Source organism: Enterococcus sp. AZ089, from assembly GCF_050547225.1.
Taxonomy (GTDB): domain Bacteria; phylum Bacillota; class Bacilli; order Lactobacillales; family Enterococcaceae; genus Enterococcus_D; species Enterococcus_D entomosocium.
The window spans coordinates 3,629,846-3,642,609 of sequence record NZ_CP172954.1 but is presented as its reverse complement, the minus strand read 5'-3'; the positions used below and the strand labels follow the sequence as shown (position 1 = coordinate 3,642,609).

The window sequence follows — 12,764 nt, the reverse complement described above, 5'->3', positions numbered from 1 at the left end:
AGGAATGAACCAATGAAATATTACGATATCACCTTTCACGAACTGAGCGGAAAAAATGTCATCAAGCGCAGTATTCCCTCTGATAAAGAGAATTTCTCTGCGTGGGAAGATGCCTGCGTAGCCATCGATCCGGATTTTCTTCATCTACTAGTTGATGGCGTAGCTGTTTCTTTAAATCGTCGGTACATCGTGCGTATCGATTGCCAAGAAGTGACGGATCCGACCGAAAAAGCGATCACTGCCAAAGACGAATTAGCAGGGGTCATCAATACCTTAAGCAACATGGGCTTTTAAGAAAGCAGCCGAAGTGTAGACTAGCAATTTCATGAAATTCCCATTATAATAAAGTAGTTCTTGAAAGTTGCTGAAAAAAAGTGCAAAATAGACGTTAAGCAAATGTCAGTGAAAGGACGTCATTATGTCAGAGCGAGGATTACTTATAGTTTTATCAGGACCTTCCGGAGTAGGGAAAGGGACCGTGCGCAAAGCAATTTTTGAGAGTGACGACAACGATTTTCAATATTCCGTTTCAATGACCACTCGTCAAAAACGCGAGGGGGAAGTGGAAGGGGTCGATTACTATTTCCGCACGCGGGAAGAATTTGAAGCCTTGATCGAAGCCGGTGAAATGCTGGAATACGCCGAATATGTCGGCAATTATTATGGCACACCATTATCTTATGTCCAACAAACACTGGATCAAGGAAAAGATGTATTTTTAGAGATCGAAGTGCAAGGGGCAAAACAAGTAAAAGACAAAGTTCCCGATGGTGTGTTTATTTTTCTGACGCCACCTGATCTGGCAGAATTACGCTCTCGTATTACAGGAAGAGGAACCGACTCTGCCGAAGTGATCGATGAACGGATGCGCGTCGCCCGTGAAGAAATCGAAATGATGGCTTTATATGATTATGCCGTTGTCAATGATGAAGTACCTAAGGCAGTCCAACGAATTCGCGAAATTATTTCGAGTGAACATTTTCGCGTTGACCGAGTGATCGGAACCTATATCAAAATGTTAGAGGAGCTGTAAGAAATATGATGTTAAAACCTTCAATCGATTCTTTGTTGGATCGTGTCAACTCAAAATATTCATTAGTGATCTTAGCAAGCAAACGGGCGCATGAACTTGATGCCGGTGCGCAAGCAACATTAGAAAACTTTGATTCAGTGAAAAGCGTGGGTCAAGCGCTTGAAGAAATCGAAGCGGAATTAGTCGTTAATGATCCGCATCCGGAAATCAAACGGGCCCGTTTGAAAATGGAACAAGAAGAGCGCAAAGCGCAAAAAGACCAAGAACAAAAAGAATTAGAAGCGCGTATCCGCGACGAACAAAAGCTATAGACAAAAGCAAGCTAGAGCACGCCTGTGTTCTGGCTTTTTCTTTTGAATGGCGATGGTTAAATTTTTGTAAGGGGTACAGACAAACCCCAGCCCATTTAGTAAAATAGAACCTAAAAGGAGGAGAAGAGATGGCGTACATAGCAGAAGTGATCGTGGATGTTCCCACGATGCAGACCGATCAGCCTTTTACTTATCTGATCCCATCAGAATTACAAGCCGCCATTGAGACAGGAATGCGGGTCGAAGTGCCATTTGGCAAAGGTGACCGTCATATCCAAGGGTTCGTCGTCGGGCTTTCAGAAGTTGCCGAACCGCAACAGACCTTAAAACCAATCGTTCGTTTGTTGGATTTGTCGCCTGTCGTCAATGAAGAACTTCTCCAATTAGCCGACTACATGAAGGAAACGACCTTTGCCTTTAAGATTACTTGCTTGCAGACGATGCTGCCTAGTGTGATGAAAGCCGAGTACCAAAAGCAGATCGTTTTACTCGAAGGAAATCATCCCATCAAAGAATATTTTCCCGAAGACGGCATCCTCAGCTGGCAAGCCGCCGAAAGTGCAGGGCTGCTGCCGCAGTTGAAGCCTTTGCGGGAAGCCGCAGTAGTTGAATTGCAGTATCTCGTGAAAAATAAAAACAAAGCGAAAATGACCCGTTACATTGAACGCAAGATCGAGCCAGCAGAAATCCCCGCCGTCCAGCAACAGCTGCGCAAAGGGGCCAAACGCAAGCTGGAAATCTTACAGATTTTGACAGAGGAAGCCCGCTTGCCGGTTTCCTTTTTTACCGAACAAGGGATTTCCACCGCGGCTTTGAACCAAGCGCAAGAAGCTGGCTGGCTGACCTTTACGGAAGTTGAAGCCTACCGTGATCCTTACAAAGACCGTCAATTTCAAAAAACGGTCCCCCTTGAATTAAATGAAGAACAGGCAGCTGCAGTAGCGCAAATCACTGCTTGTGCGGATAACCAAGAGGCGCAGACTTTTTTACTGGAAGGGATCACCGGCAGTGGAAAAACAGAAGTCTATCTACAAGCGATCGCCCAATTGCTGAAACAAGGCAAAACTGCGATCATGCTCGTACCGGAGATCGCTTTGACCCCGCAAATGGTCGAACGCTTTAAAAGCCGTCTCGGCGACGCAGTGGCTGTTTTACACAGCGGCTTGTCCCAAGGTGAAAAATACGATGAATGGCGTAAGATCGAACGTGGGGAGGCGCAGGTGGTGGTTGGCGCCCGCTCGGCGATTTTTGCTCCGTTGAAAAACATCGGGGTCATCATCGTCGATGAGGAGCACGAAGCTTCCTACAAGCAAGATGAAGCCCCTCGTTACCATGCGAGAGATTTAGCGATTTGGCGCAGCCAGTACCATCACTGTCCAGTGGTGTTAGGCAGTGCGACGCCGTCATTAGAATCTCGTGCTCGGGCCCAAAAAGAAGTCTACCGCTTATTGAAATTGAATCAGCGGGCAAAAACCAGTGCGCAATTACCGCAGATCGAAGTCGTGGATATGCGTACCGAATTTGCTAATAAAAAGTATCAAACTTTTTCTCGTCCGTTACAGGAAAAAATCACAGACCGCTTGGCCCGGAAAGAACAGATCGTCTTGCTGCTGAATCGGCGCGGCTACTCTTCCTTCGTGATGTGCCGCGATTGTGGGTATGTTTTGCCTTGCCCAAATTGCGACATCTCCTTGACGCTCCATATGGATACCAAAACGATGCGCTGTCATTATTGCGGACATGAAGAACACATCCCCCATCGTTGCCCCAACTGTAATGCAGACAAGATTCGTTATTACGGAACGGGCACGCAAAAAGTGGAAGAAGAGTTGAAGGAACTGTTTCCCGAAGCGCGGGTTTTACGGATGGATGTCGATACCACCCGCAAAAAAGGCGCCCACGAAAAAATCTTGACCTTGTTTGGGGAGAAAAAAGCGGATATTTTGTTAGGGACTCAAATGATCGCCAAAGGCTTGGATTTTCCTGATATCACGCTGGTAGGGGTCTTGAATGCCGATACGGCCTTGAACTTGCCAGATTTTCGTTCGAGTGAACGGACGTTCCAGCTGCTGACTCAGGTCAGTGGTCGGGCAGGTCGGGCGGAAAAAACCGGCGAAGTGGTGATCCAAACATTCAACCCTGAGCACTATGCCATCCAGTTGGCGCAGTCGCAAGACTACGAAGATTTCTATCAAAAAGAGATGTGGATGCGGCACCAAAGCGGTTATCCACCGTATTATTTCACCGTCAAAATCACCTGCAGCCATCCCGAAGAGCAAGTCGCCGCTCAGAAGATGTTTGCGATCGCGCGGGATCTGCAGCAGGAGCTGTCACCGCGCAGTATTTTGTTGGGTCCGGCACCAAGTGCGATTTTGCGGGTGAAAAACCGTTATTACTACCAATTGATCATTAAATACAAAAATGAACCGCAGCTACCTGCTTTGTTGACCCGTCTGTTGGATCAAAGTCAAATCGATCAGCGCAAAGGATTGTACGTATCGATTGACCAAGAGCCGTTGAATTTTATTTAGAGGAGAAAATATGCGTTATCCTATTATTATCACCCCCGATGAACGTCTTCGTCGGCAAGCAAAACCCGTCAAAGTAATTACCGATGAACTCGTTCAGCTACTAGACGACCTTTATGAAACGATGGTCGCCCATGACGGGATCGGTATTGCCGCACCGCAAGTCGGCAAAAACCTACAAGTGGCGATCGTGGAAGTCGAAGAAGACGATCGCTTTGAAATGATCAACCCTGAGATCATCGCTTCTTCTGGTGAATCCCTTGATGTGGAAGGCTGCTTGAGTATTCCCCACACCTTTGGGACCGTCAAACGAGCAGACGAGATCACTGTCCGCTATTTCGATCGAGAAGGAGAAGAAATGGAAGTGGAAGCATTCGGTTACTTGGCGCGTGCGATGCAGCATGAGATCGATCATTTAAATGGCGTGCTGTTTGTCGACAAGCTCGTCGAACGCATTCCTGAAGAAGACTTAGAAAAGTATATGGAGGAACATGAAAATGACTAAAATCGTCTTTATGGGTACCCCGGCGTTTTCCGTCCCAATTTTAGAAGGCTTGCTTGAAGCCGGCTATGAAGTGGCAGCAGTCGTGACACAGCCGGATCGTCCCGTCGGTCGCAAAAAAACCATCACTCCGACACCCGTCAAAGAAGCGGCGTTGAAGCATGGCTTGTTGGTTTTACAACCAGAAAAAATCAGTGGGTCACCAGAAATGGAGCAGATTCAAGCTTTAGCACCTGATCTGCTGATCACGGCAGCTTTCGGCCAATTTTTACCTAGTGCTTTACTAGAAGTACCGAAGTATGGCGCTATCAACGTTCATGCGTCCCTACTACCGAAATACCGGGGCGGAGCACCTGTGCATTATGCCATCATGGAAGGCGAGCAAGAAACGGGTGTAACCATCATGGAAATGATCAAAAAAATGGATGCTGGCGGTATTTTTGCTCAAGCTCATTTGCCGATCACGGCACAAGATGATGTGGGGACGATGTTTGATAAGTTGAGCCTGCTGGGCAAAGACTTGCTGCTGGAAACCCTGCCGAAAATCTTGTCAGGAGAGTTGCAGCCGGTTCCGCAAGAAGAAGCGAAAGTAACCTTCTCGCCGAATATCAGCCGTGAACAAGAAGCCATCGACTGGCAGAAAACGGCGGTGCAAATCGATGCCCAAGTCCGAGGCATGCGGCCATGGCCGATCGCCTTTACGACACAAAACGGCAACCGCTGGAAGCTTTGGCAAGTAACACCGCTGGAGCAAACGACGACAGCCCAGCCAGGAAAGATCATTGAACGGACGAAAAAAACGTTGCTGATCGCTTGTGGGGAAGGCACGGTATTGGCTATCGATGAATTGCAGCCAGCTGGAAAAGGCCGACAAGACATTGCCGCATTCTTAAACGGCAGTGGACAACAGATTCAAAAAGGGGATCAGGTAGGTACCTATGAAGCGTAATCTTGGAGACATACAATATACAGTGCGTTTTGTGGCACTAGAAGCGTTGTTGCGAATCGAAAAAGGCGGTGCTTATTCCAATCTACTGCTGCGGGAATTGATGAATCAAGGGCGTTTAAATGACAAGGACGGTCGCTTACTGACTGAATTGGTGTACGGCACCATCAGTCGTCAGCTTTTATTGGATTATTATTTGGACCGGTTTATTAAAAATGCCCGCAAAGTCGACCCGTGGGTCAAAACGCTGCTGCGGCTTTCCTTGTATCAGATGCTGTATCTCGATAAAGTACCCGCCCATGCCATCATTCATGAAGCCGTGGATATTGCGAAAGCCAAAGGCAATCCGGGGACTGGTAAATTCGTCAATGGCGTGCTGCGCACGATCCAACGACAAGGAGTGCCAGACTTGGCATTGATTAAAGACCCAATGGAACGTTTAGCAACGGAAATCAGCCTGCCCTTATGGCTAACGAAGAAACTAGTCAAACAAATTGGGATCGAAGAAACCAGTGAGCTAGGCTATGCCCTATTTGAACCCAATCATGCCAGTGGTCGTATCGATCTGCAGCGCATCTCGCAAGCAGCAGCGATCGAACGGCTACAAGAAGAAGGCATTGACGCACGACCAAGTGAGCTTTCCCCTTATGGGGTTGTGGCTGATAAAGGCTTTATGGCGGGCTCTTCCCTCTACAAAGAAGGCTTACTGACGATCCAAGATGAAAGTTCGATGCTGGTTGCCCCCGTTTTACAAGTAGCCCGGAACCATCAAGTATTGGATGCGTGCGCCGCCCCAGGAGGCAAAACGACCCATATCGCTGCCTTCTTGTCTGCCGTAGAGGGCGGCAAAGTGACAGCACTGGATATCCATGCCCATAAAGTTAAGCTGATTCAGCAAAATACCCAACGTTTAGGCGTAGAAGCAGTTGTGGAAACCCGCGTGATGGATGCCCGAGAGACGGCTCAAACCTTTGCCCCCGAACAATTTGATCGCATCTTAGTGGATGCCCCTTGTTCTGGATTAGGGTTGATGCGCCGTAAGCCGGACATCAAATACAGCAAGACGGAGGCCGATTTCCAACGCTTGCCGCAGATTCAGCGAGAGATTTTGGAAAGTGCCGCCCCAACCTTGAAAAAATCGGGTATAATGGTCTACAGCACATGTACGATTCTAGAGGAAGAAAATCAACAAGTCGTGGCAGCGTTTCTCGCTGACCATCCTGAATTTGAGCAAATGCCTCTTGCGGTAGGACCGCTGGCAGCCGAAGCTGTTCAAGAGGATATGTTGACGATCTATCCGCAAGATTTTATGACAGATGGCTTTTTTATCAGTTGTCTACGCAAAAAGTAACGAGGTGAAAGAAATTGGAGATTCGTTTTCAAACAGATGTCGGCAAACGTCGCAACACAAACCAAGATTTTGCAGCAACCTATGTAAATAAAGCCAATGTGACATTGGCCTTGCTTGCCGATGGCATGGGGGGCCACCGGGCCGGAGATGTCGCTAGCCGTCAAGCAGTCAGTGAGATTGGCACCGCTTGGGAACAGACAGAGCTGACAGACAGTGAAAAAACTGCCCAATGGTTGATCCAAAAAATCCAAGCAGAAAGCCAAGTGATTTTCCAAAAAGGACAAGAACAAGAAGAACTTAGCGGCATGGGCACCACGATCATTGCTGTGGCCTTATTAGGCGACCAGTTTACGATCGCCAATGTCGGGGACAGCCGTGCCTATCTTTTACGCAATCAAGTGCTGACCCAAATCACAGAGGACCATTCACTGGTCAATGAATTGGTGAAGTCAGGACAAATCACAGCAGAAATGGCCTTGAATCATCCTCGCAAAAACGTTTTGACCCGCTCGATCGGCATGCCAAGCGAAGTCGAAGTCGATGTGGCGATCCACTTTATTGCAGACGGGGATTATTTGCTGCTGTGTTCAGACGGATTGACCAACATGGTCTCAGATGAAGAGATCACAGCAACGATCCAAGAAACCCCTGTGCTGGAAGAAGCAGTGCAATCATTGATCGATCAAGCCAACGAACGCGGCGGTGTCGACAATATCACGGTATTATTGATTAAAGTTGGAGGAGAGCGCCCATGATCGAAATTGGGAAGAAGATAAACGGCCGATACAAAATCATCGGCAATATCGGCAGCGGCGGAATGGCAAATGTGTTTTTGGCGCATGACTTGATCTTAGACCGTGAAGTGGCAATCAAAGTGCTTCGTTTTGACTTCCAAAACGACCAAAGTGCGATTCGGCGCTTTCAACGAGAAGCATTGGCGGCGACTGAGCTGGTTCATCCCAACATCGTAACCGTTTATGATGTCGGCGAAGAAGACGGCATGCAGTTTTTGGTGATGGAATATGTCAAAGGGATGGATCTCAAGCGCTATATCCAAACGCACTATCCAGTACCTTATTTGCAGATCGTTGATATCATCCAACAAATCTTATCAGCGGTAGCGCTGGCCCATCAACACCGCATCATTCACCGGGACCTCAAGCCCCAGAATGTGCTGATCAATGAAGATGGCGTGGTGAAAATCACCGATTTTGGGATCGCGATCGCCCTATCAGAAACATCGATCACCCAAACCAACTCGATGTTAGGCTCGGTGCATTATCTTTCACCAGAACAAGCACGAGGCAGTATGGCGACCAATCAATCAGATATTTATGCGATTGGGATCATTCTCTATGAAATTTTAACCGGCAAAGTACCTTTTGATGGCGAATCAGCCGTAACGATCGCCCTGAAACATTTCCAAGATGAGATCCCTTCGATTCGGATCTATGACAAAAATGTTCCGCAATCGCTGGAAAACGTCGTATTGAAGGCGACCGCCAAAGAACCGGCGGATCGGTACAAAACTGCCGATGAAATGCGAGCGGATCTTGATACTGTATTGTCACCTGATCGACTCAATGAACCGAGATGGGAACCTCATGCCCTGATGGATGAAACGAGAGTGCTGACCCCTGTAGAAGCAGCCCAAGTTGAAACGCCGCCAGTGGAAGAACCCGTGGCAGAAACGGCTGCGGATCAAGCCGAAGAATCAGCGAAACCGAAAAAGAAAAAACGCAAACGCTGGCTGCTGCTGCCGGTCATTATGGTGATCGCACTGCTAGGCATAGGCAGTTATTTCCTATTCGGCGGTGGTCGGGGGGATGTAGCGATTCCTGAAGTCAACGGCAAGACAGAAGCGGCCGCCCGGGCCGAACTGGAAGCCGCTGGCTTACAAGTGGCAGACGAGGTGGAAGAAATCGAAGACGATGAAGTCGAAGCAGGCAATGTCGTCAAGACCGATCCGCCAGAAGGCAATGAAGTCAAAAAGAATTCCGTCGTGACCCTCTACATCAGTAGCGGAACCAAGAAAATCACCCTTGATGACTATGAAGGTCGCTCCTTTGATGATGTCAAAAAAGAGTTGATCGATTTGGGCTTTGATGAAGACAGAATCAAAGAAGAGCTAGAGTCGTCAGATGATGTCGATGAAGGGGATATTATCAGTCAATCACCAGCAGCAGGGCGGGAAGTTTCCCCAGCAGAAGACGAAATCACCTTTAAGGTCAGCTCCGGACCAGATAGCTTCGCAATGGACAACTATTATGGCATGACAGAGGCAGATGCACGAGCAGCATTGACTTCTCGTGGTGTCGACCGATCACAGATCGAAGTGAACTATCAATCTAGCAGTCAACCATCAGGCACGATCATCGCCCAAGCACCCGCAACAGGTGAAACGGTGGTGACTTCCCAAACGACCATCACTTTGACGGTCAGCAGTGGGCAGGAAATGGTCAATGTACCAAGAATCGTTGGGAAAAGCCAAGCCGATGCAGAAGCAGACTTGAATGAAGCGGGATTGGACTCAACTTTTGAGGAAGAGGACGGCTATAATGACTCGGTACCAGCTGGACATGTTGTCCGTGTCTCTCCAGGTGCTGGAACCTCCGTCGAAGTTGGCTCTACTGTAACGGTCACGATCTCTAGAGGACCTGAACCAGATGATTCGTCCTCATCGACGCCAAGCAGTAGTTCAGATGATTCCTCTGATTCAAGCGCTACGAGTGAAAGTAGCTCAGAAAGTGATTAGAAACTAGCTAAAACCAAATACTTTAACCAAGCAGCCTTCGGGGACCAAAGAATTCTCTTTTTGTTCCCCGTCCAGCTGCTTGTTTTTGTTTCTAAACCTTATAGTGAGGCACAGGTGTCTTTAAAATTTCCTTTAGTCCTGCCATTTGTGCAAGCGTACATCTTTCCAAGGATTCAAAAATTGGGTATAATGAAGGTCAGAATTAGTCAAGGGAGGGAATGAATTGAGTCATCACAATACTTCCGATTTGATTGAAGCATATTTGAAGAAAATTCTTGAAGATAGTGAAACCATTGAGATTCGTCGCGCGGAAATGGCAAATTTGTTCAACTGCGTGCCCTCACAAATAAACTACGTGATCAATACCCGCTTCACCGTTCAAAGAGGCTATGCGGTTGAAAGCAAACGCGGCGGGGGCGGCTATATTCGGATTGAAAAAGTCAAAATCACGGACAGCCACCACTACTTAAAAGAAATGAATCAACTATTCGATGAAACCATCTCGGAAAAAGATGCGTATGCAATAATCCAGAAACTTTATGAGGAAGGAATCCTGTCCAAGCGAGAAGGCAACTTATTATTGACCGTCATCGCGAAAGCAGTTCTAGGACGTTCTCCTTATGAAAATAGAACACGAGCTGATTTGCTCCATGCAATTCTAGAACGATTAAGTTACGAAGACAGGAAGTGAAAGAGATGGATGAATTATTCACCCAACGCGCGAAAGCCGTTTTGGCTATCGCCCAAGAAGAAGCAAAATACTTTAAGCACCAAGCAGTAGGTTCTGAACATATTCTATTGGCATTGGTCATTGAACAAAACGGGATTGCCGGCAAAACCTTGCGGGAAATGAATATCACAGAAAATGATATTCGTGAAGAAATCGAACATTTAACAGGGTATGGCACTGTCCGTCAATACCCAGAAAACGCCTATCTCGCGTATTCACCACGAGCAAAACATACATTTGCTTATGCAGGGGATGAAGCCAAACGCTTAGGGGCACCACAAATCGGTACTGAACATCTATTATTAGGCTTATTAAGAGATGAAGACATTTTGGCTTCTCGAATCATGCTGAATCTCGGCTTGAGTCTCGCGAAAATGCGTCAGCTTTTGAAGAAAAAAATGGGCTTCAATGAAAGCAAAACCAACGGAAGTGCTGGTCGTCGTCGTCCAGCCCAAGCCAAAGCGCAGCAAGGAACACCGACCTTGGATTCCTTAGCCCGTGATTTGACCAAATTAGCCCGTGAAAAACGGTTGGATCCTGTTGTCGGTCGTGCCAAAGAAGTCAAACGCCTGATCCAGATCCTTAGCCGTCGGACCAAAAACAACCCTGTTCTCGTGGGGGAACCTGGTGTTGGGAAAACCGCGATCGCCGAAGGCTTAGCCCAAAAAATCATCAATGGGGAAGTCCCAGAAGACATGCAAAACAAGCGTTTGATGATGCTGGACATGGGGGCTTTAGTTGCCGGAACGAAATACCGGGGCGAATTTGAAGACCGAATGAAAAAAATCATTGATGAGATCTATCAAGATGGTCAAATCATCTTATTCATTGATGAATTGCATACACTGATTGGGGCCGGCGGAGCAGAAGGGGCGATTGATGCCTCGAATATTCTGAAACCAGCCTTAGCCCGTGGGGAATTGCAAACCATCGGTGCCACAACACTAGATGAGTACCAAAAATACATTGAAAAAGATTCTGCGTTAGAACGCCGTTTTGCCCGGGTGCAAGTCGACGAACCGACACCAGAAGAAGCGGAAGAAATTTTACGGGGCTTGCGTCCTCGTTATGAAGAACATCATGGGGTGGAAATTTCTGATGATGCGTTACACGCCGCTGTGCAACTGTCCGTGCGTTACATCAATTCGCGCCAATTACCAGATAAAGCCATCGATTTGATGGATGAATCAGCTGCCAAAGTGCGTTTAGACAAAACCGATGAAAGTTCAGAATTGGCAGATCTGCAAAACGAGATCGCCAACTTGATCGAAGAAAAAGAAGCCGCTATTCGTCAGCAAGATTTTGAAGCAGCAGCTCGTTTACGGATCAAGGAAAAGAAATTGACCCAACAGCTGACGGAAGTAGCGTTTATGGAAGTCAAAGAAGCATCAGGCTATGCCGATAGTGTTACTGCAGAAGATGTTGCTACGGTCGTTTCCCAATGGACCGGCGTACCTTTGCAGCAGATGGAGAAAAAAGAAAGCGAACGCTTGTTGGATCTTGAAAAGATCTTGCATCAACGGGTAGTTGGCCAAGAAGAAGCAGTCAAGGCAGTCGCTCGTTCGATCCGCCGCGCCCGCAGTGGGTTGAAAGATCCGAACCGTCCAATTGGTTCCTTCATGTTCTTAGGCCCGACCGGTGTCGGGAAAACCGAGCTTGCCAAAGCCTTAGCAGAAGCGATGTTTGGTAGTGAAGATGCCTTGGTTCGTGTCGATATGTCCGAATTTATGGAAAAATACAGCACGAGCCGTTTGATCGGTTCACCGCCAGGCTATGTCGGCTACGATGAAGGTGGGCAATTGACGGAAAAAATCCGTTCAAAACCATACTCCGTCATCTTATTGGACGAGGTGGAAAAAGCCCATCCCGATGTCTTCAATATCCTCTTGCAAGTGCTAGATGATGGTCATTTGACGGATGCCAAAGGTCGGAAGGTCGATTTCCGCAACACGATTTTGATCATGACCTCTAATATCGGTGCCCAACAAATCCGCGAAGAAAAAAGCGTTGGGTTTAATGTCACTGATTTAACGAAAGATCACCAAGCGATGCAAAAACGGATCTTAGAAGAGCTGAAAAAAGCCTTCCGTCCAGAGTTCTTGAACCGTGTGGATGAAACAGTGGTCTTCCAATCCTTAGGTGAAGGGGAGATCCACGAGATCGTGAAGATCATGAGCAAAGCGATCATCAAACGATTAGGCAACCAAGACATCCAATTGAAGATCACGCCATCTGCCATTGATGTGATCGGTAAAGCTGGTTTTGATCCAGAATATGGGGCACGGCCGATTCGTCGGGCCTTGCAAAAAGAAGTCGAAGACCGTTTAAGTGAAGCACTCCTATCAGGACAAATTCATTTAGGTGACAAAGTAACGATCGGTGCTTCCAAAGGATCGATCACCCTCAATGTCAAAGAGGGACAAGCACGGGTCTTGCAACAAGTTTAAGTCGAGCCAATAACGGCAGTGGCGTTTCTATGGTCGAGCAATCGGCATCCATAGGAACGCCGCTTTTTTGTCTTGTTATGTCTAGTAGTGATCAAGAAGTCTCCACTGATTATGATTGATGATTCACAAAAAAATATCCTTCTAAATAGCTTTATGACAAC

Annotated in this window: 11 protein-coding genes; all 11 read left to right on the top strand. The window is 47.4% G+C overall.

The features are described from left to right. Window positions 1-12 precede the first annotated feature (12 nt). The 11 genes from IGJ01_RS16885 to IGJ01_RS16835 all read left to right on the top strand — a co-directional run bounded on the left by IGJ01_RS16885 (window position 13) and on the right by IGJ01_RS16835 (window position 12,603). Window positions 13-294 carry a hypothetical protein gene (locus IGJ01_RS16885; protein ID WP_086298906.1) on the top strand — a complete coding sequence of 94 codons (282 nt, stop codon included), beginning with the start codon at window positions 13-15 and terminating at the stop codon, window positions 292-294. Between the two features lie 124 nt (window positions 295-418). Further along, entirely contained in the window at window positions 419-1,033 is a 615-nt protein-coding gene (gmk, locus tag IGJ01_RS16880; RefSeq protein ID WP_005230308.1) for a guanylate kinase, read from the top strand. Window positions 1,034-1,038: 5 nt separating this feature from the next. Then, complete coding sequence (rpoZ, locus tag IGJ01_RS16875) at window positions 1,039-1,344, top strand: DNA-directed RNA polymerase subunit omega (RefSeq protein ID WP_005232977.1); 306 nt, start codon at window positions 1,039-1,041, stop codon at window positions 1,342-1,344. Window positions 1,345-1,472: 128 nt separating this feature from the next. Continuing rightward, window positions 1,473-3,875 carry a primosomal protein N' gene (priA, locus tag IGJ01_RS16870; RefSeq protein ID WP_016612055.1) on the top strand — a complete coding sequence of 801 codons (2,403 nt, stop codon included), beginning with the start codon at window positions 1,473-1,475 and terminating at the stop codon, window positions 3,873-3,875. A gap of 10 nt (window positions 3,876-3,885) precedes the next feature. Then, the gene (gene def / locus IGJ01_RS16865; protein WP_005230314.1) at window positions 3,886-4,377 is read left to right on the top strand and encodes a peptide deformylase; all 492 of its coding nucleotides are present in this window, start codon (window positions 3,886-3,888) and stop codon (window positions 4,375-4,377) included. Continuing rightward, the gene (gene fmt, locus IGJ01_RS16860; protein ID WP_430601272.1) at window positions 4,370-5,323 is read left to right on the top strand and encodes a methionyl-tRNA formyltransferase; all 954 of its coding nucleotides are present in this window, start codon (window positions 4,370-4,372) and stop codon (window positions 5,321-5,323) included. The genes def and fmt overlap by 8 nt, the downstream gene beginning before the upstream one ends. After that, complete coding sequence (gene rsmB, locus IGJ01_RS16855; RefSeq protein ID WP_430601271.1) at window positions 5,313-6,671, top strand: 16S rRNA (cytosine(967)-C(5))-methyltransferase RsmB; 1,359 nt, start codon at window positions 5,313-5,315, stop codon at window positions 6,669-6,671. The genes fmt and rsmB overlap by 11 nt, the downstream gene beginning before the upstream one ends. Before the next feature lie 14 nt (window positions 6,672-6,685). Then, window positions 6,686-7,426, top strand: a complete 741-nt coding sequence (locus tag IGJ01_RS16850) for a Stp1/IreP family PP2C-type Ser/Thr phosphatase (protein WP_005230317.1) — start codon at window positions 6,686-6,688, stop codon at window positions 7,424-7,426. After that, complete coding sequence (gene pknB, locus IGJ01_RS16845; RefSeq protein WP_086316703.1) at window positions 7,423-9,426, top strand: Stk1 family PASTA domain-containing Ser/Thr kinase; 2,004 nt, start codon at window positions 7,423-7,425, stop codon at window positions 9,424-9,426. The genes IGJ01_RS16850 and pknB overlap by 4 nt, the downstream gene beginning before the upstream one ends. A 223-nt stretch (window positions 9,427-9,649) precedes the next feature. Then, on the top strand, window positions 9,650-10,117 hold the full coding sequence (locus tag IGJ01_RS16840) for a CtsR family transcriptional regulator (RefSeq protein WP_005230319.1): 468 nt from the start codon (window positions 9,650-9,652) through the stop codon (window positions 10,115-10,117). 5 nt (window positions 10,118-10,122) lie between these two features. Continuing rightward, a complete protein-coding gene (locus IGJ01_RS16835; RefSeq protein ID WP_008381720.1) occupies window positions 10,123-12,603 on the top strand; it encodes an ATP-dependent Clp protease ATP-binding subunit in 2,481 nt (826 codons plus the stop codon). Window positions 12,604-12,764: the final 161 nt, after the last annotated feature.

Bases quoted from the DNA above. Each gene is read 5' to 3' on its own strand.
- rsmB (WP_430601271.1), top strand. From the start codon at position 5,313: ATGAAGCGTAATCTTGGAGACATACAATATACAGTGCGTTTTGTGGCA.
- pknB (WP_086316703.1), top strand. From the start codon at position 7,423: ATGATCGAAATTGGGAAGAAGATAAACGGCCGATACAAAATCATCGGC.
- priA (WP_016612055.1), top strand. From the start codon at position 1,473: ATGGCGTACATAGCAGAAGTGATCGTGGATGTTCCCACGATGCAGACC.
- gmk (WP_005230308.1), top strand. From the start codon at position 419: ATGTCAGAGCGAGGATTACTTATAGTTTTATCAGGACCTTCCGGAGTA.
- rpoZ (WP_005232977.1), top strand. From the start codon at position 1,039: ATGATGTTAAAACCTTCAATCGATTCTTTGTTGGATCGTGTCAACTCA.
- IGJ01_RS16835 (WP_008381720.1), top strand. From the start codon at position 10,123: ATGGATGAATTATTCACCCAACGCGCGAAAGCCGTTTTGGCTATCGCC.
- IGJ01_RS16885 (WP_086298906.1), top strand. From the start codon at position 13: ATGAAATATTACGATATCACCTTTCACGAACTGAGCGGAAAAAATGTC.
- fmt (WP_430601272.1), top strand. From the start codon at position 4,370: ATGACTAAAATCGTCTTTATGGGTACCCCGGCGTTTTCCGTCCCAATT.
- def (WP_005230314.1), top strand. From the start codon at position 3,886: ATGCGTTATCCTATTATTATCACCCCCGATGAACGTCTTCGTCGGCAA.